Origin of the sequence: Kluyvera georgiana (assembly GCF_050990895.1) — a bacterium.
Lineage (GTDB): Bacteria > Pseudomonadota > Gammaproteobacteria > Enterobacterales > Enterobacteriaceae > Kluyvera > Kluyvera georgiana.
Genome location: NZ_CP158865.1, coordinates 3,693,426 through 3,718,093, shown reverse-complemented (window position 1 = coordinate 3,718,093; position 24,668 = coordinate 3,693,426). Strand labels below are relative to the sequence as shown.

Sequence of the window (24,668 nt, the reverse complement as noted above, 5' to 3'; positions counted from 1 at the left end):
GTGTGTCGTCGACAACGGGTGTTGTAAGGGCATGGGAGTCCTGATATAACTGCTCCGCGATCGCACCGTGAAGGATTCAGGTGCGATATAAATAATAAAGAGAGGAAGAGAACAGTGAACAAATCTCAACTGATTGACAAAATTGCTGCTGGCGCGGATATCTCCAAAGCTGCAGCTGGACGTGCGTTAGATGCTTTAATTGCTTCTGTTACTGAATCTCTGCAAGCTGGGGATGACGTTGCGCTGGTAGGTTTTGGTACCTTTGCTGTCAAAGAGCGTGCTGCCCGTACTGGCCGCAACCCTCAGACCGGTAAAGAGATCACTATCGCTGCCGCGAAAGTACCAGGCTTCCGTGCAGGTAAAGCACTGAAAGACGCGGTAAACTGATCGCTTTCCCGCTAAGGGAATGTGGCAAAGTACAAGGGCGCATCATCTGATGTGCCTTTTTTTATGGCTTATTGCCTACTTTTAAGCGTTTATATGCGGTCTGTGCTGACAACCGCCCCGGTTTCTTGTCAAAATACGCCCTCACGCGTAGCGGCCACACGTGGTATGCTGCACGAGGTATAAAAGTCACCTACAGCGGAGTGTTGTTACACCATGATGGACAATTTACGCACGGCAGCCAACAGTGTCGTGATCAAAGTCATTTTCGGTCTCATTATCGTGTCGTTCATTTTGACCGGCGTGAGTGGTTACCTGATTGGCGGTAACAATAATTTTGCCGCGAAAGTGAATGGCCAGGAAATTGGTCGCGGCCAGTTTGAAAATGCCGTTGCCAGCGAACGTAACCGTATGCAGCAGCAGCTTGGCGATCAGTTCTCTGAACTGGCGGCCAACGAAAACTACATCAAAACAATGCGTCAGCAGGTGCTGAACCGCCTGATCGACGAAGCGCTGCTGGATCAGTATGCAAAAGACTTAGGTCTTGGCATCAGCGATGAGCAGGTGCGTAAAGCGATTTTCGCCACCCCGGCGTTCCAGAATGAAGGCCAATTTGATAACGCCCGCTATACCTCGCTGGTGAATCAGATGGGCATGACGCCTGACCAGTATGCTCAGGCTCTGCGTAACCAGTTAACCACTCAGCAGCTGATTAACGCCGTAGCAGGTACCGACTTCATGCTGCCGGGCGAAACCGACCAGCTGGCGGCGCTGGTATCCCAGCAGCGCCTGGTGCGTGAGGCAACCATCGACGTCAACGCCCTGGCGGCAAAACAGCAGGTGAGCGATGAGGAAATTTCCAGCTACTACGAGCAGAACAAAGGGCAGTTCGTAGCGCCTGAACAGTTCCGCGTCAGCTACATCAAGCTGGATGCAGCGGCAATGAGCCAGAACGTTTCTGACGACGACATCCAGTCTTACTACGACCAGCATCAGGATCAGTTCACTCAGCCGCAGCGTGACCGCTACAGCGTGATTCAGACCAAGACCGAAGCGGAAGCCAAAGCCGTGCTGGACGAGCTGAACAAAGGCGCTGACTTCGCTGAACTGGCGAAAACCAAGTCTGCCGATATTATCTCTGCGCGTAATGGCGGTGATATGGGCTGGCTGGAAGCTTCGACGACTCCTGACGAACTGAAAAATGCTGGCCTGAAAGAGAAAGGCCAGCTCTCTGGCGTGATCAAATCCTCCGTGGGCTTCCTGGTCGCGCGTCTGGATGACGTTCAACCTGCGGTAGTGAAACCGCTGGCTGACGTGCGTAACGACATTGCCAACAAAGTGAAGCAGGAAAAAGCGCTCGACGCGTTCTATGCGCTGCAGCAGAAAGTCAGCGATGCGGCCAGCAACGATAACGACTCTCTGGCGGGCGCAGAGCAGGCGGCCGGCGTTAAAGCCGTCGAAACCGGCTGGTTTGACCGTAACAATCTGCCTGCCGAGCTGAACTTCAAACCGGTATCCGACGCTATCTTTAACGGCGGGCTGGTTGGTGAAAACGGCATGCCGGGCAGCAACTCCGATATCATCACCGTCGATGGCGATCGCGCCTTCGTACTGCGCGTGAGCGAGCATAAAGCCGAAGCGGTGAAACCGCTGGCTGACGTGAAAGCGCAGGTGACCGATATCGTTAAGCACAACAAAGCCGAACAGCAGGCGAAACTGGACGCTGAGAAGCTGCTGGTGGCGCTGAAAGACGGTAAAGGCGACGAGGCGATGAAAGCGGCGGGTCTGAGCTTTAGCGCCAGCAAAACGCTGAGTCGCGCGGGTCAGGATCCGCTGAGCCAGGCGGTCTTCGCACTGCCGCTGCCGCAGAAAGATAAACCAAGCTTTGGTATCGGCAACGATATGCAGGGCAATGTGGTTCTGCTGGCGCTGGATGAAGTGAAAGCAGGCGAAATGCCGGAAGCGCAGAAAAAAGCCATGGTGCAGGGAATTACCCAGAACAACGCCCAGATTGCTTTCGAAGCGATGATGAACAACCTGCGTAAATCCGCGAAGATTAAGCTCGGCGATATCATTGACCAGCAGCAATAATCGGAACGCTCCTCGCATAAATTTGTAATGCGCTGAACATATCAAAGGCCGCTTTCGCGGCCTTTTCCACATTTAAAATCTGCCTTTTGCACGGTTTTCTGCCACTCGTTATGGTGCTTTGGTCATCAACCAATAAGGAGACATCAACATGAAACGTGGAATCAAATTGTGTGTTATCGCCGCGGTTATGGCCTGTGCCGGAATCACCTTCAGTGCGCAGGCCGCCCAGTCCTCGACGGCGAAAATGTCGGAGGTGCAGACCAAAGCCGGCAGTGCATCGGGGGAACAGGCAAAGGCGGCACTGGGTAGTAAGACTGCTGAGGATGAAGGTACCCGGGTCAGCATCAATACGGCGTCAGCCGAAGCGCTGGCCCAGGCGATGAATGGCGTCGGCCTGAAGAAGGCTCAGGCCATCGTCAGCTACCGTGAGGAGTATGGTCCCTTCAAAACGGTGGACGATCTTAAGCAGGTTCCAGGGATGGGCAGTTCACTGGTTGAGAGGAATCTGGCTCACCTCACGCTTTAATTTGCGTTGACGGTTTGCACTCGTCTGAAAATTTGCCAGACTAAAGAGGTCATACCAGTGGTGTGACCTCTGACTCTATTCATAATTTAAAATAACAAGGCTATGGCGCTATGCAGACACAAATCAAAGTTCGCGGTTATCACCTGGACGTGTACCAACACGTTAACAACGCCCGCTATCTGGAGTTTCTCGAGGAGGCCCGCTGGGACGGGCTGGAAAATAGCGCGGGGTTCCAGTGGATGAGCGCGCACCACATTGCCTTCGTGGTCGTGAATATCAACATCAACTATCGTCGCCCGGCGGTGCTGGGCGATGTGCTGACGGTGACCAGTAAGGTCGAGCAGCTAAACGGTAAAAGCGGCGTACTCAGCCAGGTGGTGACGTTAAATCCTGAAGGTCAGGTGGTGGCCGATGCGCTGATCACCTTTGTGTGTATCGATCTGAAAACCCAGAAAGCGCTGCCGTTGGAAGGCGAGTTGCGGGAGCATCTGGAAGCAATGGTTGAGTAACGTATTGAGCCTGAAGGTAGCGTAATGTGTAGGCCAGATAAGCTAAGCGCCATGAGGCGGCGCAGCGCAGGTGCCGGATGGCGGCGTTGCCTTATCCGGCCTACAATCCTGTTTTATCGCGCAAGCGATATCGGTAATGTCTCCAGACTTATTTCAGACCGGTTTTTTGTTTCATCGCGGCCATCACGCCCGGCTTATCCGCCAGATAATGATTCAGCCCGTTCGCGCGAAGATTGCAGGCCGCGCAGTGGCCGCAGCCATCGCCCTTAATGCCGTTGTAGCAGGTTAGCGTCTCGCCGCGCACCATATCCAGCTTGCCCCAGTAGTCCGCCAGCGCCCAGGTTTGCGCTTTGTCCAGCCACATCAGCGGCGTTTCAAAGCGAATATCTTTTGCCATACCCAGGTTCACTGCGTGATTGAGGGCCTTCACGAACTCGTCGCGGCAGTCTGGGTAGCCGGAAAAATCGGTCTCGCACACGCCGGTAATGACCGCTTCTGCCTGCACCTGATAAGCGTAAATCGCCGTCAGCGTCAGGAACAAAATATTGCGCCCCGGCACGAAGGTGTTAGGAATGCCATCGGCACTGGGTTCATAGTCCGGTACCGGAATGCTGTCGCGGGTCAGGCTGCTGACCGCCAGTTCGTTCAGCAGCGTGACGTCCAGCACCTTGTGCGCGCGGGCACCCAGCTTTAAAGCCAGTTCGCGGGCGACGTCAATTTCGGCGCGGTGGCGCTGACCATAATCAAACGTGACGCAGTGAACTTCATCATATTGATGCAGCGCCTGCACCAGGCATGTAGTGGAGTCTTGTCCACCGCTAAAGACGACAACGGCACGTTTCATGGTTTTTCCTGTCAGTGAATCTGAAAGCCGCTATGGTAACGCCTGCGCGCCGCGGCGACCAGCTTCTTCACCGCGCGGTGGGCGGCAGCCAGGCCGCGCTAAAATCGAACCAGCCGCGGGCGTTAAGGCGAATGCCGTTAACCCCCGGCGGCGCGCTGACCTGGTACTGATAGTTAAACAGCGGCGTCAGGATGGCGTCACTCATTAAGCGCGTAAAAATACGCTTCAGCGCGACAATTCGCTGGGCGTCATCGGGTAAGGCCTGCGCTTCATCCAGCGCCGACTGCACGCGGGAAGCCTGTGAATCGGTAAACAGCGCGGGCCACAGCGCGTCGCAGCGTAGCCATTGTTCCAGTGCATATTCCGGCATTTCACCGATGAGCCTGTCGCCCATAAACAGGTCGGCCTGGGGCAGGTGGGGGCAACCGGTCCAGCTTTTGGCATCGTAGAACAGTACCGTTAATTCACAGCCCTGCCGCGCGAGTGCGATTTTCAGCTCCTCCGCCATCGTATGCAGTTCGACCGGCAGGTGATAGAGCAGCGTGAGGCGGGAAGGCAGGGCAACCTCATCGTCTTCCGGCACGAGTGGGATATCCCAGCCTGGCAGCATCTCTTCGCTTGGCGTTATCAGGTTTTCACCTAGCGGTAAGCTTTGCAGCAGCCCGGAACGGTGAATCAGCGCGATGACCCGCTGCGCCTGCGCCATGCTTAGCCGCGGGCTCTGACGCAACGCCAGATAGCAAAAGCCGAGGCTAATACTGTGGCTGACTAGCCGTAGCTCGCCCAACTCTTCCGGCTTGCCGATGGCTATCTGCACCGGATGCTGGCAGCTGGTACCGAGCCCCTGCTCGAACAGCTGCGGTGTGATCCAGTACTCGATCGCCTGGAGCAGCGGATGGCTTTGATGATAGCGATGATGGCTCTCGATACGCACCAGCTCAGGCTCGAAGATTTTCAGCATAAAGGGGCCGGTCCCTTGCTCGGGGTCGTCCGGATGCGCCAGCACGCTGCAGTAGCTGGCCAGCCGGTGCGGTAGCCAATAGTCCGGGCGATGCAGAATAAAGCTCAAACACTGAGGGTGGGTTTGGGTAATGTCCTTCACGCTGGCGAACAGCTTCGCCAGCTCCGGTAGTTCAAAGAGCATCAGCAGACGGCGGCGTAGCTGTTCGGTCTCGACGGCGTCACCGTTGTGCCAGTGCAGCGTCGAACGAATGTAGAACTGCCAGTGCAGCCCGTCCGGGGAAACCGACCAGTGGTGAGCCAAATCACCCTGCGGCTGAGAGGCTTCGTGATTGAAGCGGGTCAAGCCTGAATAGATCTGTCCGGCCAGGTGTTGCTCTGCACGCCCGGCGAGGAAACCGGGATGTAGCGGTTCCAGCGGTCGATAGTAGGGAATACGCAGCGTTGGGGTGTTGTTTTGCCACTGACCGCCGAGAAACGGATGCAGTAGCGCCCGCAGCTCAACCGGGGCAATTTGCGCAAGTTCCAGCGCATTGTGCTGCTCCCCGCGGTTGAGCGCGGTCTCCATCATCTCATTGCGCAGCGCCTCTGGCGTGGTATGAAAACGTAGCTGACCACGCTTACCGCGCCCGGACTGCGCCTGCCAGCTGAGCCAGCCGGCGTCCTGCGCCTGGCGCAGCAGCGTGCGCACATGCCGCTCGCTGCAAAAACAGCGCGCGGCCAGCTCGGAAATGGTGACCTGCTGATCGTCACCCTGCGAGGGCAGCCACAGACGCTGGAACTGATTTAAACGGTTTAACAGTCGCATGAAAACCCGGAACAATAAAAATGAAGTATTCAGTATTACTTCCGTATATCCCAGCAGATACTGGCTGACAAGAGAGAGCGATCACAGGCGGGAAAAATCATGGCAAGACTGGCGGCGTTTGATATGGATGGCACACTGTTGATGCCAGACCATCGTTTAGGCGAGAGAACCGTTGCGGTATTAAAACGGCTACGCGAACGGCAAATTACGCTGACTTTTGCTACCGGACGACACGTGCTGGAGATGCGTCCGCTGGTGGACACGCTTTCGCTGAACGCGTTTTTAATCACCGGTAACGGGACGCGTATTCATACCCAACAGGGCGAAGTGCTGTACCGCAGCGACCTCGCTGCAGACGTCGCCGAGCAGGTGCTGCATTCCTACTGGGACACCAAAGCCAGCATGCACGTCTTTAACGATAACGGCTGGTTTACCGGGCACGAGATCCCGGAATTGCTCAAGGCGCACGTATATAGCGGTTTTTCCTACCAGCTGCGCGATCTACGGCGGATCCCGGCGCATCAGGTGACCAAGATTTGTTTCTGTGGCGATCACGACGATCTCTGCCGCCTGCGTATTCAACTAACCGAAGCACTGGATGATCGCGCCGATATCTGTTTCTCAGCGATAGACTGTCTGGAAGTATTGCCGCGCGGTAGCAATAAAGGCGCGGCGCTGACGGTGCTGGGCGACCATCTTGGTGTCGGCATGGAAGAGTGCATGGCTTTTGGCGATGCGATGAACGACCGTGAAATGCTGGGGCTGGTGGGCCGCGGCGTGATCATGGGCAACGCAATGGGGCAGCTTAAAGCCGCGCTGCCTCATCTGCCGGTTATCGGAAACTGCAACAACCAGGCGGTTTCCCACTATTTAACGCATTGGCTGGATACACCAAATCTACCTTATTCCCCCGAATAGAGAGACTTGCCAGCAGGCCCGACATCTGATGATGCCGGGCTTTTTTTATTGGGCGATGAGCTGCTCGATTTCACGGCGCCACGGCGCGATATCACCGATATTGTTCGCGACCCACTGCGCATTGTAATAGGTGTCGAGATAGCGCTCTCCGCTGTCGCACAGCAGTGTGACGATCGAACCGCTTTTCCCTTCGGCGCGCATTTGCGCAGCCAGCTGCAGCGCGCCCCACATATTGGTGCCGGTAGAGGCACCCACTTTGCGGCCTAACTGGGTTTCCAGCCACTGTGCTGTCGCTACGCTGGCGGCGTCCGGCACGCGCAGCATGTCATCGACGACGTCCGGGATAAACGACGGTTCGACGCGCGGGCGGCCAATACCCTCGATTTTACTGCCGACGCTGCCGCGTAGGCTGGCATCGCGGTGCTGCCAGTAGTCGAGGAAGACTGAATTTTCCGGATCGACGACCAGCAGTTGCGTGTTGTAGCCCTGGCAGCGAATGTAGCGCCCAATGGTGGCGGAGGTGCCGCCGGTCCCCGCGCTCATCACCACCCATGACGGCACCGGATTAGGTTCGTGAGACATCTGACGGAAAATGCTGTCGGCAATATTATTGTTGCCGCGCCAGTCGGTGGCGCGTTCAGCGTAGGTGAATTGATCCATATAATGGCCGTTCAGCTCGCGGGCCAGCTTTTCCGATGCAGCGTAGATTTCACAGGCGCTCTCCACAAAATGGCAGCGACCGCCGTAGAACTCAATCTGCTCAATTTTACGTTTCGCCGTGCAGGCGGGCATGACCGCAATAAACGGCAGCCCCAGCAGGCGGGCAAAATAGGCTTCGGACACCGCAGTGGAACCGGAAGAGGATTCAATAATCGTTGTGCCTTCCTGAATCCAGCCGTTGCACAGCCCGTAGAGGAACAGCGAACGCGCCAGGCGGTGCTTCAGGCTACCGGTGGGATGGGTGCTTTCATCTTTCAGATACAGTTGAATACCGGGGAAAGCGGGCAGCGACAAACGAATCAGATGCGTATCGGCGCTGCGTTGATAGTCGGCGTTAATTTCGCTAATGGCATTTTTGACCCAGTTGCTATTCATCATCATCTTTCCGTTTGTCATTTTGTGCCCAGCTTAGCGAAAACGGCAGAAAAAATTGTTGCCATCTGGCCTTTAAAATACAATTAAGAGAGAAAACTTTTCTCTCGGTGAAGGTAATGTTAGATAAAATTGACCGAAAGCTGCTCGCCTTGCTACAGAATGACTGCACGCTCTCTTTGCAGGCGTTAGCGGATGCCGTTAATCTGACCACCACGCCATGCTGGAAACGGCTAAAACGGCTGGAAGATGACGGCGTGCTGCTTGGGCGTGTGGCGCTGCTGGATCCGGAAAAACTCGGTTTAGGGTTGACGGCGTTCGTACTGATTAAAACCCAGCATCACAGCAGCGACTGGTACAGCCTGTTTGTCAGCGAAGTGACGCAAATGCCAGAGGTGCTCGGCTTCTGGCGCATGGCCGGGGAGTATGATTACCTGATGCGCGTGCAGGTTGCGGACATGAAACGCTACGATGATTTTTACAAAAGCCTGGTGAATCGCGTCCCCGGACTGTCGGATGTCACCTCAAGCTTTGCGATGGAACAGATTAAATACACCACAGCACTTCCCATCGAATAACTCTATCTCTGGAATTTTACTGCGTGCGATTATTTGCTCAACTTAGCTGGTACTTTCGTCGGGAATGGCGTCGCTATCTCGGCGCCGTGGCCCTGCTAATTATCATTGCCATTCTTCAGCTGATTCCGCCAAAAGTGGTGGGGATCGTGGTTGATGGCGTGACGCAACACCACTTTACGGCGGGTAAGCTGATGATGTGGGTTGGCACTATGGTCCTGATTGCCGTGGTGGTCTATCTGCTGCGCTACGTCTGGCGCGTGCTGCTGTTTGGCGCGTCCTACCAGTTGGCCGTCGAACTGCGTGAAGATTTCTATCGTCAACTTAGCCGCCAGCATCCGGAATTCTATCTGCGCCACCGTACCGGCGACCTGATGGCGAGGGCCACCAACGATGTTGACCGCGTGGTCTTCGCCGCCGGAGAAGGCGTGTTGACGCTGGTAGACTCGCTGGTAATGGGCTGCGCGGTGCTGATTGTCATGTCGACCCAGCTGAGCTGGCAGCTTACCCTACTGGCGCTACTGCCGATGCCTATCATGGCGCTGGTTATCAAGCGCTACGGCGACCTGCTGCACGAGCGCTTCAAAGTGGCGCAGGCGGCGTTCTCCAGTCTTAACGATCGCACTCAGGAGAGTCTGACCAGCATCCGTATGATCAAAGCCTTCGGCCTTGAAGATCGGCAGTCCGCGCAGTTTGCCGCCGACGCGGCGGACACCGGGGTGAAGAACATGCGTGTCGCGCGTATCGATGCGCGCTTTGACCCAACGATTTATATTGCTATCGGCATGGCGAATCTGCTCGCGATAGCGGGTGGCAGCTGGATGGTGATGCAGGGCGATCTGACGCTCGGCCAGTTAACCAGTTTTATGATGTACCTTGGGCTGATGATTTGGCCGATGCTGGCGCTGGCATGGATGTTCAATATTGTCGAACGCGGCAGCGCAGCCTATAGCCGCATTCGCACTTTGCTGGCGGAAGCGCCGGTGGTGAATGATGGCGTCCAGCCGGTGCCGGAAGGGCGCGGTACGCTTGAGGTGGCGATACACCGCTTTAGCTACCCGCAAACGGACAAACCGACCCTTGAAGAGGTTAACGTTACGCTGAAACCGGGGCAAATGCTGGGCATCTGCGGGCCGACCGGCTCCGGGAAATCGACGATTCTGGCCCTGATTCAGCGCCACTTCGACGTAGATGACGGCGAGATTCGTTTCCATGATATTCCTCTACGCCAGCTTCAGCTCGACGCCTGGCGCAGCCGTCTGGCGGTCGTCAGCCAGACGCCGTTCCTGTTCTCCGATACGGTTGCCAGCAATATCGCGCTGGGTTGTCCGAGCGCCACTCAGCAAGACATTGAGCACGCGGCAAAACTGGCCTGCGTGCATGAAGATATTCTGCGTCTGCCGCAGGGTTACGACACCGAAGTGGGCGAGCGCGGCGTGATGCTTTCCGGCGGGCAGAAACAACGTATTTCGATTGCCCGCGCGCTGCTGCTGGACGCTGAAATCCTGATTCTCGACGACGCGCTGTCGGCGGTTGATGGCCGTACTGAGCATCAAATATTGCATAACCTGCGTCAGTGGGGCGAAGGGCGGACGGTGATTATCAGCGCCCATCGCTTATCGGCGCTGACCGACGCCAGCGAGATCATCGTGATGCAGCATGGGCATATTGCCCAGCACGGGCAGCATGAACAACTGGCTGTGCAGGCGGGCTGGTATCGTGATATGTACCGTTATCAACAGTTGGAAGCCGCGCTGAACGACGCGCCGGAAGAAGAGAAACCGGAGGAAGTGAATGCGTAGTTTTGGGCAACTGTGGCCAACCTTAAAACGACTGCTGGCCTACGGCTCTCCGTGGCGCAAGCCGCTGTCAATTGCCGTGGCGATGTTGTGGGTGGCGGCTGCCGCCGAAGTGAGCGGGCCGCTGCTGATCAGCTATTTTATCGATAATATGGTGGCGAAAGATATTTTGCCGTGGGGGAAAGTGGCAGGCCTTGCTGCGGCCTATATTGGCCTGCAACTGCTGGCCGCGACGCTGCATTATAGCCAGTCGCTGTTGTTTAACCGCGCGGCGGTCGGCGTGGTGCAACAGTTGCGAAGTGACGTGATGGACGCCGCGCTGCGCCAGCCGCTAAGCGAATTCGATACCCAGCCGGTTGGTCAGCTCATTTCGCGGGTGACCAACGACACCGAAGTGATTCGTGACCTTTACGTGACCGTGGTTGCCACGGTGCTGCGCAGCGCGGCGCTGATTGGCGCCATGCTGGTGGCGATGTTCAGCCTCGACTGGCGCATGGCGCTGGTGGCGATTGCTATTTTCCCGGCGGTTATGACGGTGATGGTGATTTATCAGCGTTACAGCACGCCGATCGTTCGCCGGGTGCGCGCGTATCTTGCCGACATCAACGATGGCTTTAACGAAGTGATTAACGGCATGAGTGTGATCCAGCAGTTTCGCCAGCAGGTGCGCTTTGGTGAGCGTATTGGCGAGGTCAGCCGTTCACACTATATGGCGCGTATGCAAACCCTGCGGCTGGACGGCTTCCTGTTGCGCCCGCTGCTGAGCCTGTTTTCTTCGCTTATTCTCTGCGGGCTGCTGATGCTGTTCGGCTTTAGCGCCCAGGGTTCTATTGAAGTCGGCGTGCTGTACGCCTTTATTAGCTACCTGGGGCGTCTGAACGAGCCGCTGATTGAGCTAACCACCCAGCAGTCGATGCTGCAACAGGCGGTGGTCGCCGGTGAGCGCGTCTTTGAGCTGATGGACCGCCCGCGCCAGCAGTATGGCGATGATATCGCCCCGCTAGCGAACGGGGATATTGATATTGATAACGTGTCGTTTGCCTACCGTGGCGACAAAATGGTGCTGCAAAATATCTCGCTGTCGATTCCGGCACGGAGTTTTGTGGCGCTGGTCGGGCATACTGGCAGCGGCAAAAGTACGCTGGCCAGCCTGCTGATGGGCTATTATCCGCCGAACGCGGGGGAGATTCGCCTCGGCGGGCGTCCGTTGTCGAGCCTGAGCCATCAGGTGCTGCGCCAGGGGATCGCCGTGGTGCAGCAGGACCCGGTGGTGCTGGCGGATTCGTTCTTTGCCAACGTCACGCTGGGGCGTGATATCAGTGAGGCGCAGGTCTGGCAGGTGCTGGAAACGGTGCAACTGGCGGAGCTGGCGCGCAGCATGAGCGACGGTATCTATACCCATCTTGGCGAGCAGGGCAATAACCTTTCGGTTGGGCAGAAACAGCTGCTGGCGCTGGCTCGCGTGCTGGTTGATACCCCGCAGGTGCTGATTCTCGACGAAGCGACCGCCAATATCGACTCCGGCACCGAGCGCGCTATCCAGCAGGCGCTGGCCGCCGTGCGTCAACACACCACGCTGGTGGTGATTGCTCACCGTTTATCGACCATTGTGGAGGCGGACACCATCATGGTGCTTCATCGTGGGCAGGCGGTAGAGCAGGGGACGCATCAGCAACTGCTTGAAGCAAAAGGGCGTTACTGGCAGATGTATCAACTGCAGTTGGCCGGTGAAGAACTGGCCGCCAGCGCTCAGGACGATGCTTTGACCGCCTGATGCACCAGAGACAGGCATTTTTCTAACAGAATGCATTTGTGACGCGCATCATGCACTCGCATGGTGCGTTTTTCTTTTTTGTCGCGCGATTTCCCGCACACCATCCCTGATTATCCCGCATGAATGCCGTTTTTTCATTTCTGGCACGCCCCTTGCTTTATCTGTTGTGTGTTCGCAGCCACTACCGAATTCTGACTGGAGGGGATCTATGAAGCTGGTTACCGTGGTAATCAAACCATTCAAACTCGAAGACGTTCGCGAAGCGCTGTCTTCTATTGGCATTCAGGGCTTAACGGTGACGGAAGTAAAAGGCTTTGGTCGCCAGAAGGGTCATGCAGAGCTTTACCGCGGTGCGGAATACAGCGTCAACTTCCTGCCGAAGGTAAAGATTGATGTGGCTATCGCCGACGATCAGCTCGATGAAGTCGTCGACGTTATCAGTAAAGCCGCTTATACCGGAAAAATTGGCGACGGTAAGATTTTTGTCGCCGAACTGCAGCGCGTAATCCGTATTCGTACCGGCGAAGCCGACGAAGCGGCGCTGTAATTCCCAGACAGCACAGTGATAGGGATCGAGATGATGAAAAAAACAATGGTAAAAACGGGGTTGAGCGCGCTGGCGCTGTTGCCGGGTCTGGCGATGGCGGCACCGGCGGCGGTGGATAAAGCGGATAACGCCTTTATGATGATTTGTACCGCGCTGGTGCTGTTTATGACCATTCCGGGCATTGCGCTGTTCTACGGCGGCCTGATTCGCGGTAAGAACGTGCTCTCGATGCTGACGCAGGTCGCGGTCACCTTCGCTCTGGTGTGCGTGCTGTGGGTGGTTTACGGCTACTCGCTGGCCTTCGGCACCGGCGGCAGTTTCTTCGGTAGCTTCGACTGGATCATGTTGAAAAATATCAAAATCACCGATCTGATGGGCTCCTTCTATCAGTACATCCACGTGGCGTTCCAGGGCTCCTTCGCCTGCATCACCGTGGGGCTGATTGTCGGTGCGCTGGCGGAACGTATTCGTTTCTCTGCGGTGCTGATTTTCGTGGTGATTTGGCTGACGCTCTCCTACATTCCGATCGCCCATATGGTGTGGGGCGGCGGTCTGCTGGCGAGCCACGGCGCGCTGGACTTTGCGGGCGGCACGGTGGTGCACATTAACGCGGCGGTAGCCGGTCTGGTGGGCGCTTACCTGATTGGTAAACGCGTAGGCTTCGGTAAAGAAGCCTTCAAACCGCACAACCTACCGATGGTGTTTATCGGCACGGCGATCCTCTATTTTGGCTGGTTCGGCTTCAACGCCGGTTCCGCCAGCGCGGCGAACGAAATTGCCGGTCTGGCCTTTGTGAATACCGTTGTCGCGACCGCAGCGGCGATCCTTGGCTGGGTCTTCGGCGAGTGGGCGCTGCGCGGCAAACCTTCGCTGCTGGGTGCCTGTTCCGGTGCAATTGCCGGGCTGGTGGGCATCACTCCGGCGTGCGGTTATATCGGTGTCGGCGGTGCGCTGATTCTGGGTATTGTGGTGGGGCTGGCCGGTCTGTGGGGCGTGACTTCCCTGAAACGCTGGCTGCGTGTGGATGACCCCTGCGACGTGTTCGGTGTCCACGGTGTGTGCGGCATCATCGGCTGTATCCTGACCGGTATCTTTGCTTCAACCGCGCTGGGCGGCGTGGGGTACGCCGAAGGCGTCACCATGAGCCATCAGGTTCTGGTGCAGTTGGAAAGTATCGCCATCACTATCGTTTGGTCTGGCGTGGTGGCCTTCATCGGTTATAAAGTGGCGGATCTGACGGTGGGTCTGCGCGTGCCGGAAGAGCAGGAGCGTGAAGGTCTGGACGTCAACAGCCACGGCGAAAACGCTTACAACGCCTGATAACGCCTGTAACCCGGCCGAGCATTGCGAAGCCGGGGATCCGCCGACACTGACGTGTGCACCTCATTCGACGGACCATGAGTTATCTCCAAAGCCAAAAAAGCCTCCCATTGGGAGGCTTTTTTGTGCGTGAAGCGCATTAGTTGCGGTTACGCATAACGCCTTCCTGCACCGTCGAGGCGACCAGCACGCCATCCTGCGTATAAAATTCGCCGCGTACAAAACCGCGCGCGCTGGAGGCCGAGGTGCTTTCTACGCTGTAGAGCAGCCATTCGTTCATGTTGAACGGACGGTGGAACCACATCGAGTGGTCGATGGTCGCCACCTGCATGCCTGGCTCAAGGAAGCCAACGCCGTGCGGCTGCAGCGCCACCGGCAGGAAGTTAAAGTCCGAGGCATAGCCGAGCAGATACTGGTGGATGTGCAAATCATCCGGCACCGCACCGTTAGCGCGCATCCACACCTGGCGACGTGGTTCCGCGACGTGCCCCTTCAGCGGGTTGTGGAACTCAACCGGGCGAATTTCTAGCGGCTTATCGCAAAGAAACTTCTCTTTGGCCTGCGGCGGCAGCAGATGCGCCAGCGAGCGGGCGATGTCGGTTTCTGACGGTAAACCGTCCGGCGATGGCGCAGCTGGCATGCTTTTCTGATGCTCGTAGCCCGGTTCCGGCGCCTGGAAAGAGGCGGTCATATAAAAGATAGGTTTACCGTGCTGAATGGCCGCGACGCGGCGGGCGCTAAAACTGTTGCCGTCGCGCAACACTTCGACGTCGTAAACGATCGGTTTCTGACTGTCGCCCGGGCGCAGGAAGTAGCTGTGGAACGAGTGTACCAGTCGATCGGTCGGGACCGTCTCTTTTGCGGCATACAGCGCCTGGCCAACAACCTGCCCGCCAAAGACCTGACGGAGGCCAAGATCTTCACTCTGGCCGCGGAACAGACCTTCTTCAATTTTTTCCAGATTTAATAATGTCAGCAGATTCGATAGCGCCTGGCTCATTGATACCCTCTATATTTTTACTGTCACAGCGTCAGGTGAATGTTTCCATTATAACGCAGTTTCGCCAGTGGTCCGATGGGTTCAATTATCTGAATAATGGGGCATTTGCAGGCATTAATGTGAAATATGTGCCACACTTGAGTGGTAAAAGTTGTTAAGGCGATGTCACTCAATTGAGAAAACAGCCTTAATTTGAGTGAGCGAAAAGGAGAATGCTAATGAAACTCGTGCCGATCTTAAGCGGTTTGGCAATTGCGCTGACCCTCGCGGGCTGTGCAAAGACTCACCAGCAAAGTCAGAATCAGCCCCCTGCGCCAGAAGTAGCGGCTCAGGCTGCGGCGGTTTCGGGGCCGAATGTCTCCGGTAACGTATGGATTCGCCAGAAAGTGGCGCTGCCGCCGGAAGCGGTGCTGACGGTCACGCTGTCGGATGCTTCACTGGCCGACGCGCCGGCAAAAGTGCTGTCGCAGAAAGTGACCCGTACCGAAGGTAAGCAGGCGCCGTTTAGCTTTGTGCTGCCGTACAACCCGGCTGATATTCAGCCTAACGCCCGCATCCTGTTAAGCGCGGCGGTGACCCTCGACGGTAAACTGCTGTTTATTACCGATACTATCCAGGAAGTCATCAACCACGGCGGTACCAAGGCCGATGTGACGCTGGTTCCGGTACAGCAAACCGCGGTGCCGGTGCAGGACACCGCGCCGGTTCAGGTGCCGTAAATGAAAATGCCCTCCAGCGTGAGGGCATTTTTTTGTTCGTCGCAGACGGGCGCGGCGACGCCAGAATCTCAATATCGCCAACGATACTTCTGCATATCAATTTGCCCTCTCCCCGAGACCTGTACCCCTTCAGCCAGCAGCGCCTGGCGCTGGCGCTGAAGATCCGGCCCGGTAAGCGATATTGCACCGTGACGGTTTACCACCCGATACCACGGCAGCGTTGAGCCCTCCGGCAGGCGTTTGAGCACGCCGCCAACCTGACGCGCAGCGCGCGGGGAGCCTGCCAGCCGGGCGACATCACCGTAGGTCGTCACATAACCTTCCGGAATAGAGGCGACGATTTGCCAAACGCGCTGGGGGAAAGAATCTAAAGCATCCATAGTCAGTTCCTGAAGGCAGAACCTTTAGCATAATCAGCCTGATGTCCCGTGTGAAGGGCGGATTGCGCAAGAATCCAGCAGGTAGAAGCGGATAGCTTGCAATTGCCTGCTTCAGCAGGGATAATGCGCCAGCGCGTTGGGTAACAACGCTCTCAATGGGGGCTCTGTTGGTTCTCCCGCAACGCTACTCTGTTTACCAGGTCAGGTCCGGAAGGAAGCAGCCAAGGCAGATGACGCGTGTGCCGGGATGTAGCTGGCAGGGCCCCCACCCATTTGTATTTCCTCTTCTTTTTCATTCTCGGTCGTGTTATTAATCCTTTTTATTATTAGGGTTATTCTCGCCTGCGCGTCAATTAAGTTTCATTTATTTGTCATAATACTGTCATATATGCGTCATAAATTGTATTTAAATTAATATTGGGTATTTATATTGCTCGTCGTGTATAAAAATATATTTGTGGAATGTGTTGTGGAGTTCATGTATTAGTTATTACAGAAATAATACACAAAACCATTTTTCAGTGGTTAACACACGCGTTCGGGATGACGCGTTGCGACGGGAAGGTAAACATGACGACTGCAGTGCTAAACGTAAAAATTGATGAGACCGTAAAAGAGAAACTTCGCCATTATGCTGAGGCCAATGGCCTGACTTTAGGCGCTGCGGCGGAGAAGCTGCTGCTGCTAGGCTTTACGGCGGAAGAAGAGGCGGGTGTATGTGAAGACGACATCGATAGCCAGCATACGGAAGAGGATGTTGCACCATTTACACCTAAAGAAATCAAAGCATTACGTAAATTACTGAAGAAGAAAAAATGAAACAGCAACCGACAATAGCGTGTAACTATAGTGAAGCCTGCGCTCTGTTACGCTCGGGCTACGTCAAGCATGTTCTTCTCAACTGGAACGTCGGCAGCGATGAATTCTTTCGTATCGCCTCTGACTGGTGTGATACCGGTGCAAAAATTAAGAAAGAGGGCGAATCTTTCGTTATTTCACTGAAAGGCTTTCCGATTCCTCCGCAGCACTAATATATTCTTTTATTTGGCGTTATCTTTTTAAAGAATATATCAGCGCCAGGCCGGTTTCGTTATTGGGTGGCGAGATAGGTATGCGCACGGTTAGATTATTTTTCGCATCTTATTTCCCCCGGACTGGCCTGCTAACGTTGCCCATATCGGCTGCAACGTGGTGAACGCGCGACGCAGCGTTTCATCATCCAGGGTGAAGGGGAGACGTAAATTTCGCTCGCCGCTTCCGGCCAGACCAAAACGCGTTCCCACGCCAATATGAATTCCGTTGCCTTCCGCGCGTGCGGCAAAACGCGTCGCCATCATTTCCGGTAGTTCAACCCAAAACGACAGTCCGCCCTCCGGCATCCTGAATTTCCACTGTGGGAAATACTCCTGCATCAGCGAGGCGCACATGTCGCGGCGGGCTTTCAGTTGATGACGTCTTGCGGGCAGCAGAGTACTTTCGTTTTCCAGTAGCCAGCAGGTGGCCAACTGTTCCAGCAGCGGCGAACCTAAATCCAGGGTATCCCGGGTCTGAATCAACGCGGCAATGGTTTGTGACGATGCGCGGATCCAGCCCAGCCGTAATCCGCCCCAGAAGCTTTTGCCGGTTGAACCCACGCTAATAATCGGCGCCGCGCGGTTAAAGGCCGCCAGCGGAGGCGGCGGCGGCGCGTTGTACCATAAATCGACCATGGTTTCGTCAACCACCAGCGTCGTGCAGGTGCGGGCCGCCAGGTCGGCAACCGTCTGGCGCGTGGCGTGGTCCATGCATTGCCCGGTGGGATTTTGAAAATCGGGCATCAGATACGCCAGGCGCGGAGCGGTCTGCGCAATGATCGCCGCCAGGCCATCGGTATCCCATCCCCGGTCCGGCAGCGGCAGGGCAACCGGACGACAGGACGCGCCTTCAATGGCGGAAATCGCCAGCGGATAGGTGGGCGTTTCCACCACCACCCGATCGCCCGGCCCGGTCAGGTATCGCAGAATCAGCGCTAGCCCGCTGACCGCACCGTTGACCAGCATAATTTCATCGGCGTGAGTGGCCAGACCGCGAGCGGTGTAGCGCTGGGCAATCGCCTCGCGTAACACGGGCAGGCCATGCTGATCGTAACCTGTCGTGGCAAGGTACTCCGGCAGCATCGATAGCGCGTGGCTATAGGCCTGATGGATTTCTGCTCCCGCCGCCAGCGCGGCGGTAGAAAGATTCAGCGTTGGGGCGGCAGTTAAGCGCGGCGTATGCCGTTGGTTCTCTCCGGCTAGTCTCACCGTCGACCCACTGCCCTGGCGACTCTGCACGTAACCTTCATCACGCAGTTGCGCCAGCGCGCTGGCAATGGTCGTACGGCTAACGCCCAGCGCGCTGGCGAATTCGCGCTCGCCTGGCAGACGGGTATCCAGCGGCAGTCGGCCATCAAGAATCAGCAACCGCAGCGCATCGGTAAGCTGGCGCCAGAGCGGCGTGGAGGAGGGGCTTTCCTGCCACTGGCCGAGCAGGCGAACTAATGATTGGGTGGCAGAACGTCGACGCATCAGAGCAGTCCACTTTTTAAAAACTGGTCATTAATCATAATGCCATTTTTGTCGATGATGAAAGCATCAATACGACAGGCAGAGGTATTTATGTTACGCCGACTGATTCAGCTTTATATCGGATTAATACTTTACGGCGTCTCGACTGCCGTTTACGTGCGCGCCAACCTGGGAGCCGACCCGTGGAACGTTTTTCACCTGGGCGTTGCCGGACTGGCATCGATGGATATTGGCATGGTGATGATCCTCACCGGAGCGGCGGTACTGTTGCTGTGGATCCCGCTGCGTCAGCGTCCGGGGCTTGGTACCATCAGTAACGTGATTGTGCTCGGGCTGGCGGCAGACGCGACGCTGTCGCTAATGCCACCGCTGGAATCACTCTGGCTACGAGCCGTGCTGTTGCTGCTGGCGGTGGTGCTGAACGCGCTGGCCACCGGGATGTATATCGGCGCAGGGTTTGGCGCGGGCCCGCGTGACGGCCTGATGACGGGGATCCACGCCCGGACCGGCTGGCCGATCCGGCGGATTCGTACCACTATCGAAATCTCGGTGTTGTTGATTGGCATTGTACTGGGCGGCGCGTTTGGCATCGGTACCGTGCTGTACGCGCTGGCGATTGGCCCATTGATCCAGATTTGCCTGCCGTGGTTCCAGCTACCCCGCGCGGCGCCGCCCGCGCCGATGAAGGTCGAGCCGCTCTCCTGAACAAAACGGCATCACACCAGCGCGCTGATGCCGTGTCCCATCATGTAGAGCCCCACCACAATAATCAGGGCACCGGAAAACCACGGCGCTTTACGCGACAGTTCGCCAAACCCGCTCCAGCGTTGGCTGACGTGCTTGAGGCCAATGGCGGCAATTGCGCCCGAAGCCACCAGCGTCAGCGCGAGCCCGACGCTGAAGCTCAATACCAGCGTGGCGCCCAGCGCAACGTGCTTGAGTTGCAGACAGATCAGCAGAATGGTGATTGACGCCGGGCAGGGGATCAGCCCACCGGTCAGACCAAACATCACGATCTGCCCGGTGGTAACGTCCTGCCCTTTAAAACGACGATTGATCTCTTCGGCATGTGCGCGCTGATGCGCATCCTGCCAGTCGGCATCGACCAGATTTGCGTGGGTGTGATGATCATGATCGTGGTGGTGGTGATCGTGGTCATGATGATGTTCATGTTCATGTTCATGTTCATGATGGTGATGATCGTGCGCACCGTGCGACTCGCGCCAGGTGCGCCACAGCATCCACAGGGCGATGGCAATAATGATTATCCCGGAAAGCAGCTGAAACCACGGCTCGGCGGTTTGCGCGTCCCAGCCTCGGCCAAACCACATTCCTGCCATTGCGATGATCCACACGACTACCGTGTGCGACAGCGTCGCCGCCAGCCCTAACAAAACCGCCTGTTTCAGCGTCCCTTTAATGGCAACGATAAAGGCCGCCATCATCGTTTTGGAATGTCCCGGCTCCAGCCCATGCAGCGCGCCAAGCAGAATTGCGCCGGGGATAAAGAACCAGGCATTGCCTTGTTGTAAGAGTGTGGTGAAGTCGGTCATCGTCGGCAGGATCCTTGCAAAAAAGTGCATGTACTATACTCCCTCCCAGTAGCTGTATACTACCCCCGAGTATAAAAATGCGCAGAAAAGAGCGCCCGTGGTATGCTTGCGCAGGAGTTAAGAAAGGATCCCGCTATGTCACATACCGTTCGTCACAAGAAGATGTTATTGACGCGCCTGAAGAAAATTCAGGGGCAGAGCGCCGCGCTGGAAAAAATGCTTAACCGCGACCATGAATGTGCCGAGGTGCTACAGCAACTGGCGGCGATTCGCGGGGCGGTAAACGGCATGATGATGCAGGTGATTCAGGGCCATCTCACCGATCACGTGGTGAAAGAGCCCGAAGAGACGCAGCGAGAGGCCGATCTCGATGTGGTGATGCAGGTTATTAAGTCTTATCTGAAGTAGCGTGCGCCCGGAGATTGTTCTCCGCCCAGAGAATAAAGGCCTCTTTCGGTAAGGCTTTGCTGTAGAGCCAGCCTTGTCCGAACTGAACGCCATGCTCGTGAAGCCATGCTTCCTGGCAGGTGGTCTCTATGCCTTCGGCCACGATATTCAGCTGTAGCGTTTTCGCCATCTCGATGATGTAGGGCGTCACCTGCGCGTACTCCAGCGCATCAACGAAGGATTTATCCAGTTTTAAGGTATCGACTTCCAGATCCTGAAGATAGCGCAGGCTGGAATAACCGGTACCAAAGTCATCGATATAGATTGCGTGTCCCGCCTGGCGGTAGGCGTGAATTGCCGGCAACGTGGTTTTCGGGTCGGCAAAGCCGCGCTCGGTCAACTCCAGCGCCACCTGCTGCGGCTGTACCTGCCAGATTCGCAGCTGTTGGTGTAGCAGAGTTTGTAGCACCACCGACTGAAAATCAGCGACTGAGAGATTTATCGATACGTGTACATCAGGATGCAGGCTTAGCCATTTACCCAGATCGCGGAAGACCGTTTTGACGACGCTTTCGGTCAGTGCGGTAATGAGCCCGCATTGTTCTGCAAGTGGAATAAAAATCTCCGGTGAGAGATAAGTGCCGTCCGGTTGCTTCCAGCGCGCGAGCGCTTCACAGCCTACCACTTTACCGTCGCTTAATGACACGATGGGCTGGTAGTTAACGGTAATATCGGCGTTGTTCAACGCATCCTGCATTCGCTGTTTTGGTGATTGCAGGCGTTTTAACACCCGCAGAATCAGCCAGCAGGCAAGCAGGCTGATGATCATGCCCGCGGGAACCCAAATCATCAGCTGATGACGTAAACGTGCCGACAGCGGGAGAGTGGACGACCAGGTCATAATCGTCACCTGTATTTCGGGGAACTGACGCACGGTGTAGACGACGTTGTTGCTGGTCAGCGATGACAGATGTTCCTGCTTGATACGCTGCCAGGCCTGTTGGTCGAGCGGCGCGCTGCTGGCGAGCACGCGGTTGTTATGGGTGCTGATCAGCGCGACCTGGGTGGTCGAGTTGGTAAACGGAATGACGTCAATAAACGAGACAGGATCGATAATCACCATATGGTGTTCAGAGGCGAATGCCGCCATATAACGCTGAATGCCCAGATCGTTCCTCTCGGTGTACCAGGCGCGATAGCCGGCGGGGATAATGCGGTCCGGAGGGGGGAAGGTAAAACCGGTGCCGTTACTTTCCAGCGACGAACATTGTACGGTATTGCCATTGAGATACAGTACTTCCTGGATATAGCGCCAGGAGTAGGAGAGACGGCGCATGGCCTGCAGGTGTTCCGGACCACACCCGGACACGTTGAGTGAATCCATTTCCCGCAGCGCGCCTTTTGCCTGATTCATGACCTGCTCGGTGCGAATAAATACCCGGGAGGCGTAGGTCTCCTGCTCATCGATAAACTGATTGTGCGCTTCTCGTTGGGCGAGCCAGACACTTAGCAGTATCGGCAAGAAAATCGCCAAAATAAGCACGCCGGTTATCAGACCGACCAGATGTCGAGTTGTCACAGCCAGTCCTTATCCTGGGCAAATTACGACAAGTATACCTGACAATCCAGACGGTTATTACGCGAAATCGCTTCGTTTGTTCAAATGACGGCCGCTTAGCGCCGATGCGCCAGTGAACGTACCAGTCTGTCGCCACCCATCTGCACGGCCTGTACCATCAGCACCAGAATCAGCACGGTGCCGACCATAATCTGATCGTTAAACCGCTGATAACCGTAGCGAATGGCTAAGTCGCCCAAACCGCCCCCACCGATAACGCCGGCCATTGAGGAGAAACCGATCAGCATCACGATGGTGAGCGTGGTGGCAGCCAGCAGCGCGGGCAACGCTTCGGGGAGTAGCGCTTTGGCGATGACGTGCCATACGCTGCCGCCCATCGATAACACCGCTTCAATCCGCCCGTAGTCCACTTCATCCAGCGCGTTTTCCGTCAGGCGAGCGAAGAAGGGAAATGCGCCGATGGTAATGGGCACAATAGCCGCGGTGCTGCCGAGCGTGGTGCCCACCAGCAGGCGGGTAAAGGGGATCAGCGCAATCAGCAGGACAATAAACGGCAGCGAACGACCGGTATTGATGATGGCACCCAATACAGCGTTAAGACGCGGCATCGGCACCAGCCCATGACGGCGCGAAATAAACAGCAACACGCCCAACGGCAGGCCAATCAGCACGGTGAACAACGCGGCCAGCCCGACCATGTACAGCGTCTCCAGCGTGCCGTTGACCAGCAGCGGCCATAAATCTTCCCAGCTCATGCGACTATGCATAATTGTCTCCTGTCGAGGCCATGACGCGCCAGGAAGCGGCGCTCTTCATCGCCATCCCCCAGCAAAATATCGCGCAGGCGCGACCACGGAGAGGCCAGCAGATCGGCAATTTTGCCACTCTCCTGTAGCTCGCCGCCTTCCAGTAGCGCCACGTGATCGCACAGATTTTTCACCACTTCCAGCTGGTGGGTAATCAGGACAATCGTTAGCCCAAGCTGGCGGTTAATGGTTTCCAGCAGCGCCAGCACGCTGGCGGTGGTTTCAGCGTCGAGCGCGCTGGTCGCTTCATCGCACAGCAGTACGTCGGGTTCCGCCGCCAGCGCGCGGGCAATGCCCACGCGCTGTTTTTGGCCCCCGGAAAGCTGGGAAGGGAAGGCGTCAGCCTTGTCGCTCAGTCCCACCAGCGCCAGCAGTTCGGCGACGCGTTGTTGCCGCTGCGCTTTCGCGATGCCGGCAATTTCCAGCGGCACCGCGACGTTGTCAGCGACGCTGCGGGCGTGTAATAGGTTGAAGTGCTGAAAAATCATGCCGGTGCGCAGACGATGGGCGCGCAGCTGCGCCTTATCGTACTGCGTAATATCTGCTCCGTTGAACAGGACGCGGCCCGCGCTGGGCCGCTCCAGTAAATTGAGGCAACGAATCAGGGTACTTTTACCTGCGCCGCTGCGCCCGAGTATCCCGTAAATCGCCCCTTTCGGAACGCTAAACGACACGTTGTTGAGTGCCGGTTGGCCGCCTCCGGCATACTGCTTGCTCAGCCCTTCAATGACGATCATGATTTCGGGGCACTAACCGGAATAACCGAGCCGTTGTAGTGCTGGCGAATAAATTCCGCCACCTGCGGCGAGGTCAGATCTTTAGCCAGCTCTTTGATGCGCGGATCGTTAGCTAACTGCGGGTTGGTGACCAGAATATTGGCATATGGGTTATGTTCGGCGCTCTCCAGCCCCAGCGCGTCTTTCGCAGGCGTCAGTCCGGCTTCCAGCGCGTAGTTACCGTTGATTACGGCCAGGTCGACGTCATCCAGCGAGCGCGGGATCTGCGGCGATTCCACTTCCAGAATCTTCAGCTTATGCGGGTTCTCAACGATATCTTTTGGCGTTGCCAGCGTGGTGGCCGGGTCGGTAAATTTGGCCGCGAGCTTAATCAGCCCTTTGCTTTGCAGCAGGAACAGCGCGCGGCTCAGGTTGGTGGTGTTGTTGGGTACCGCCACGGTAGCTCCTTCCGGCAGCGACTGCAGATCTTTGTGCTTGTGCGAATAGATGCCCAGCGGCTCAATGTGCACCGTCGCGGCGACGGCGAAGGTTTTCCCCAGCGCCTTTTCCTGATCTTTCAGATACGGCACATGCTGGAAGTAGTTAGCGTCGACATCGCCGTTGGCCAGCAGTTCGTTGGCGTTAACGCCGCTGGTCAGCTCAACGATTTTCAGATCCAGCTTCGGATCCTGCTTCTTAATAAAGTTAAGGATTTCTGCATGTGGAACCGGGTCAGCAGCGATACGCAGCGGCTCGGCAGAAGCGCTCCAGGCCAGAGAAAGAGACAGTGCAACCCCTGCCAGTTTGAATGCGGCATGTTTCATGGTGTGTTTCC

The 24,668-nt window shown here is 56.5% G+C and carries 25 protein-coding genes, 1 other RNA gene and 1 pseudogene; 16 read left to right on the top strand and 11 right to left on the bottom strand.

Annotation, left to right across the window (positions count from 1 at the left end; translation table 11 throughout):
* Nucleotides 1-114: 114 nt before the first annotated feature.
* The 4 genes from hupB to ABTW00_RS17725 all read left to right on the top strand — a co-directional run bounded on the left by hupB (nucleotide 115) and on the right by ABTW00_RS17725 (nucleotide 3,510).
* The gene (gene hupB / locus ABTW00_RS17740) at nucleotides 115-387 is read left to right on the top strand and encodes a nucleoid-associated protein HU-beta (protein WP_002444653.1); all 273 of its coding nucleotides are present in this window, start codon (nucleotides 115-117) and stop codon (nucleotides 385-387) included.
* Between the two features lie 213 nt (nucleotides 388-600).
* The gene (ppiD, locus tag ABTW00_RS17735; RefSeq protein ID WP_433636585.1) at nucleotides 601-2,475 is read left to right on the top strand and encodes a peptidylprolyl isomerase; all 1,875 of its coding nucleotides are present in this window, start codon (nucleotides 601-603) and stop codon (nucleotides 2,473-2,475) included.
* A 148-nt stretch (nucleotides 2,476-2,623) separates the two neighbouring features.
* A complete protein-coding gene (locus ABTW00_RS17730) occupies nucleotides 2,624-3,001 on the top strand; it encodes a helix-hairpin-helix domain-containing protein (RefSeq protein ID WP_433636582.1) in 378 nt (125 codons plus the stop codon).
* 110 nt (nucleotides 3,002-3,111) lie between these two features.
* Complete coding sequence (locus tag ABTW00_RS17725; protein WP_064547932.1) at nucleotides 3,112-3,510, top strand: YbgC/FadM family acyl-CoA thioesterase; 399 nt, start codon at nucleotides 3,112-3,114, stop codon at nucleotides 3,508-3,510.
* A 148-nt stretch (nucleotides 3,511-3,658) separates the two neighbouring features.
* On the opposite strand, the gene queC is transcribed toward ABTW00_RS17725, so the two are convergent.
* Both queC and ABTW00_RS17715 read right to left on the bottom strand, forming a co-directional pair.
* Nucleotides 3,659-4,354, bottom strand: a complete 696-nt coding sequence (gene queC, locus ABTW00_RS17720; protein WP_271448130.1) for a 7-cyano-7-deazaguanine synthase QueC — start codon at nucleotides 4,352-4,354, stop codon at nucleotides 3,659-3,661.
* Between the two features lie 67 nt (nucleotides 4,355-4,421).
* On the bottom strand, nucleotides 4,422-6,122 hold the full coding sequence (locus ABTW00_RS17715; RefSeq protein WP_433636580.1) for an SgrR family transcriptional regulator: 1,701 nt from the start codon (nucleotides 6,120-6,122) through the stop codon (nucleotides 4,422-4,424).
* Nucleotides 6,123-6,221: 99 nt separating this feature from the next.
* Between ABTW00_RS17715 and cof the strand changes: the two genes are divergently transcribed.
* Nucleotides 6,222-7,040 (top strand): HMP-PP phosphatase, encoded by an 819-nt coding sequence (gene cof / locus ABTW00_RS17710; protein WP_064547937.1) that lies wholly within the window; start codon nucleotides 6,222-6,224, stop codon nucleotides 7,038-7,040.
* A 45-nt stretch (nucleotides 7,041-7,085) separates the two neighbouring features.
* On the opposite strand, the gene ABTW00_RS17705 is transcribed toward cof, so the two are convergent.
* Nucleotides 7,086-8,138 carry a PLP-dependent cysteine synthase family protein gene (locus ABTW00_RS17705; protein WP_433641078.1) on the bottom strand — a complete coding sequence of 351 codons (1,053 nt, stop codon included), beginning with the start codon at nucleotides 8,136-8,138 and terminating at the stop codon, nucleotides 7,086-7,088.
* A 113-nt stretch (nucleotides 8,139-8,251) separates the two neighbouring features.
* On the opposite strand from ABTW00_RS17705, the gene ABTW00_RS17700 reads away from it, so the two are divergent.
* The 5 genes from ABTW00_RS17700 to amtB all read left to right on the top strand — a co-directional run bounded on the left by ABTW00_RS17700 (nucleotide 8,252) and on the right by amtB (nucleotide 14,147).
* Nucleotides 8,252-8,710, top strand: a complete 459-nt coding sequence (locus ABTW00_RS17700; RefSeq protein ID WP_064547940.1) for an Lrp/AsnC family transcriptional regulator — start codon at nucleotides 8,252-8,254, stop codon at nucleotides 8,708-8,710.
* A 23-nt stretch (nucleotides 8,711-8,733) separates the two neighbouring features.
* Nucleotides 8,734-10,509 carry a SmdA family multidrug ABC transporter permease/ATP-binding protein gene (locus ABTW00_RS17695; RefSeq protein WP_433636577.1) on the top strand — a complete coding sequence of 592 codons (1,776 nt, stop codon included), beginning with the start codon at nucleotides 8,734-8,736 and terminating at the stop codon, nucleotides 10,507-10,509.
* Nucleotides 10,502-12,280, top strand: a complete 1,779-nt coding sequence (locus tag ABTW00_RS17690; RefSeq protein ID WP_271448134.1) for a SmdB family multidrug efflux ABC transporter permease/ATP-binding protein — start codon at nucleotides 10,502-10,504, stop codon at nucleotides 12,278-12,280. Before ABTW00_RS17695 ends, ABTW00_RS17690 begins: the two co-directional genes overlap by 8 nt.
* A gap of 208 nt (nucleotides 12,281-12,488) precedes the next feature.
* Nucleotides 12,489-12,827 carry a P-II family nitrogen regulator gene (gene glnK / locus ABTW00_RS17685; RefSeq protein WP_004858743.1) on the top strand — a complete coding sequence of 113 codons (339 nt, stop codon included), beginning with the start codon at nucleotides 12,489-12,491 and terminating at the stop codon, nucleotides 12,825-12,827.
* Nucleotides 12,828-12,860: 33 nt separating this feature from the next.
* Entirely contained in the window at nucleotides 12,861-14,147 is a 1,287-nt protein-coding gene (gene amtB, locus ABTW00_RS17680; protein ID WP_064548126.1) for an ammonium transporter AmtB, read from the top strand.
* A gap of 139 nt (nucleotides 14,148-14,286) precedes the next feature.
* Here amtB and tesB read toward each other — a convergent pair whose 3' ends face one another.
* Entirely contained in the window at nucleotides 14,287-15,147 is an 861-nt protein-coding gene (tesB, locus tag ABTW00_RS17675) for an acyl-CoA thioesterase II (protein ID WP_065356867.1), read from the bottom strand.
* A gap of 218 nt (nucleotides 15,148-15,365) precedes the next feature.
* Between tesB and ABTW00_RS17670 the strand changes: the two genes are divergently transcribed.
* On the top strand, nucleotides 15,366-15,866 hold the full coding sequence (locus tag ABTW00_RS17670) for a YbaY family lipoprotein (RefSeq protein WP_065356866.1): 501 nt from the start codon (nucleotides 15,366-15,368) through the stop codon (nucleotides 15,864-15,866).
* A gap of 68 nt (nucleotides 15,867-15,934) precedes the next feature.
* Here ABTW00_RS17670 and ABTW00_RS17665 read toward each other — a convergent pair.
* Nucleotides 15,935-16,327, bottom strand: a pseudogene (locus tag ABTW00_RS17665) (MGMT family protein).
* An 84-nt stretch (nucleotides 16,328-16,411) separates the two neighbouring features.
* Here ABTW00_RS17665 and ffs point away from each other — a divergent pair.
* From ffs to ABTW00_RS17650, 3 genes are all read left to right on the top strand, one after another.
* Nucleotides 16,412-16,508: signal recognition particle sRNA small type (gene ffs, locus ABTW00_RS17660), an RNA gene on the top strand.
* 308 nt (nucleotides 16,509-16,816) lie between these two features.
* The gene (locus ABTW00_RS17655) at nucleotides 16,817-17,065 is read left to right on the top strand and encodes a hypothetical protein (protein WP_064547952.1); all 249 of its coding nucleotides are present in this window, start codon (nucleotides 16,817-16,819) and stop codon (nucleotides 17,063-17,065) included.
* Complete coding sequence (locus ABTW00_RS17650; RefSeq protein WP_065356864.1) at nucleotides 17,062-17,277, top strand: hypothetical protein; 216 nt, start codon at nucleotides 17,062-17,064, stop codon at nucleotides 17,275-17,277. The genes ABTW00_RS17655 and ABTW00_RS17650 overlap by 4 nt, the downstream gene beginning before the upstream one ends.
* Before the next feature lie 90 nt (nucleotides 17,278-17,367).
* Here ABTW00_RS17650 and ABTW00_RS17645 read toward each other — a convergent pair whose 3' ends face one another.
* Nucleotides 17,368-18,795, bottom strand: a complete 1,428-nt coding sequence (locus ABTW00_RS17645) for a PLP-dependent aminotransferase family protein (RefSeq protein WP_433641076.1) — start codon at nucleotides 18,793-18,795, stop codon at nucleotides 17,368-17,370.
* A gap of 87 nt (nucleotides 18,796-18,882) precedes the next feature.
* Between ABTW00_RS17645 and ABTW00_RS17640 the strand changes: the two genes are divergently transcribed.
* Complete coding sequence (locus ABTW00_RS17640; RefSeq protein WP_065356862.1) at nucleotides 18,883-19,497, top strand: YczE/YyaS/YitT family protein; 615 nt, start codon at nucleotides 18,883-18,885, stop codon at nucleotides 19,495-19,497.
* 11 nt (nucleotides 19,498-19,508) lie between these two features.
* On the opposite strand, the gene ABTW00_RS17635 is transcribed toward ABTW00_RS17640, so the two are convergent.
* Nucleotides 19,509-20,345 (bottom strand): nickel/cobalt efflux protein RcnA, encoded by an 837-nt coding sequence (locus tag ABTW00_RS17635; protein ID WP_433641074.1) that lies wholly within the window; start codon nucleotides 20,343-20,345, stop codon nucleotides 19,509-19,511.
* A gap of 135 nt (nucleotides 20,346-20,480) precedes the next feature.
* On the opposite strand from ABTW00_RS17635, the gene ABTW00_RS17630 reads away from it, so the two are divergent.
* Nucleotides 20,481-20,753 (top strand): metal/formaldehyde-sensitive transcriptional repressor, encoded by a 273-nt coding sequence (locus tag ABTW00_RS17630; RefSeq protein ID WP_065356860.1) that lies wholly within the window; start codon nucleotides 20,481-20,483, stop codon nucleotides 20,751-20,753.
* On the opposite strand, the gene ABTW00_RS17625 is transcribed toward ABTW00_RS17630, so the two are convergent.
* From ABTW00_RS17625 to ABTW00_RS17610, 4 genes are all read right to left on the bottom strand, one after another.
* Nucleotides 20,734-22,311 carry an EAL domain-containing protein gene (locus tag ABTW00_RS17625; protein WP_433636572.1) on the bottom strand — a complete coding sequence of 526 codons (1,578 nt, stop codon included), beginning with the start codon at nucleotides 22,309-22,311 and terminating at the stop codon, nucleotides 20,734-20,736. The genes ABTW00_RS17630 and ABTW00_RS17625 overlap by 20 nt on opposite strands.
* 95 nt (nucleotides 22,312-22,406) lie before the next feature.
* Complete coding sequence (locus ABTW00_RS17620) at nucleotides 22,407-23,066, bottom strand: methionine ABC transporter permease (protein WP_164092372.1); 660 nt, start codon at nucleotides 23,064-23,066, stop codon at nucleotides 22,407-22,409.
* Nucleotides 23,063-23,854, bottom strand: a complete 792-nt coding sequence (locus ABTW00_RS17615) for a methionine ABC transporter ATP-binding protein (protein WP_433636570.1) — start codon at nucleotides 23,852-23,854, stop codon at nucleotides 23,063-23,065. The genes ABTW00_RS17620 and ABTW00_RS17615 overlap by 4 nt, the downstream gene beginning before the upstream one ends.
* Complete coding sequence (locus ABTW00_RS17610) at nucleotides 23,851-24,657, bottom strand: MetQ/NlpA family ABC transporter substrate-binding protein (RefSeq protein WP_064547965.1); 807 nt, start codon at nucleotides 24,655-24,657, stop codon at nucleotides 23,851-23,853. The genes ABTW00_RS17615 and ABTW00_RS17610 overlap by 4 nt, the downstream gene beginning before the upstream one ends.
* Between the last annotated feature and the right edge of the window lie 11 nt (nucleotides 24,658-24,668).

Coding starts and splice junctions, on each gene's coding strand:
- ABTW00_RS17725 (WP_064547932.1), top strand. CDS start 3,112: ATGCAGACACAAATCAAAGTTCGCGGTTATCACCTGGACGTGTACCAA.
- ABTW00_RS17730 (WP_433636582.1), top strand. CDS start 2,624: ATGAAACGTGGAATCAAATTGTGTGTTATCGCCGCGGTTATGGCCTGT.
- ABTW00_RS17715 (WP_433636580.1), bottom strand. CDS start 6,122: ATGCGACTGTTAAACCGTTTAAATCAGTTCCAGCGTCTGTGGCTGCCC.
- ABTW00_RS17655 (WP_064547952.1), top strand. CDS start 16,817: ATGACGACTGCAGTGCTAAACGTAAAAATTGATGAGACCGTAAAAGAG.
- ABTW00_RS17650 (WP_065356864.1), top strand. CDS start 17,062: ATGAAACAGCAACCGACAATAGCGTGTAACTATAGTGAAGCCTGCGCT.
- ABTW00_RS17690 (WP_271448134.1), top strand. CDS start 10,502: ATGCGTAGTTTTGGGCAACTGTGGCCAACCTTAAAACGACTGCTGGCC.
- ppiD (WP_433636585.1), top strand. CDS start 601: ATGATGGACAATTTACGCACGGCAGCCAACAGTGTCGTGATCAAAGTC.
- glnK (WP_004858743.1), top strand. CDS start 12,489: ATGAAGCTGGTTACCGTGGTAATCAAACCATTCAAACTCGAAGACGTT.
- ABTW00_RS17640 (WP_065356862.1), top strand. CDS start 18,883: ATGTTACGCCGACTGATTCAGCTTTATATCGGATTAATACTTTACGGC.
- ABTW00_RS17705 (WP_433641078.1), bottom strand. CDS start 8,138: ATGATGAATAGCAACTGGGTCAAAAATGCCATTAGCGAAATTAACGCC.
- ABTW00_RS17615 (WP_433636570.1), bottom strand. CDS start 23,854: ATGATCGTCATTGAAGGGCTGAGCAAGCAGTATGCCGGAGGCGGCCAA.
- ABTW00_RS17670 (WP_065356866.1), top strand. CDS start 15,366: ATGAAACTCGTGCCGATCTTAAGCGGTTTGGCAATTGCGCTGACCCTC.
- ABTW00_RS17700 (WP_064547940.1), top strand. CDS start 8,252: ATGTTAGATAAAATTGACCGAAAGCTGCTCGCCTTGCTACAGAATGAC.
- ABTW00_RS17635 (WP_433641074.1), bottom strand. CDS start 20,345: ATGACCGACTTCACCACACTCTTACAACAAGGCAATGCCTGGTTCTTT.
- queC (WP_271448130.1), bottom strand. CDS start 4,354: ATGAAACGTGCCGTTGTCGTCTTTAGCGGTGGACAAGACTCCACTACA.
- ABTW00_RS17620 (WP_164092372.1), bottom strand. CDS start 23,066: ATGAGCTGGGAAGATTTATGGCCGCTGCTGGTCAACGGCACGCTGGAG.
- ABTW00_RS17630 (WP_065356860.1), top strand. CDS start 20,481: ATGTCACATACCGTTCGTCACAAGAAGATGTTATTGACGCGCCTGAAG.
- cof (WP_064547937.1), top strand. CDS start 6,222: ATGGCAAGACTGGCGGCGTTTGATATGGATGGCACACTGTTGATGCCA.
- ABTW00_RS17610 (WP_064547965.1), bottom strand. CDS start 24,657: ATGAAACATGCCGCATTCAAACTGGCAGGGGTTGCACTGTCTCTTTCT.
- amtB (WP_064548126.1), top strand. CDS start 12,861: ATGAAAAAAACAATGGTAAAAACGGGGTTGAGCGCGCTGGCGCTGTTG.
- tesB (WP_065356867.1), bottom strand. CDS start 15,147: ATGAGCCAGGCGCTATCGAATCTGCTGACATTATTAAATCTGGAAAAA.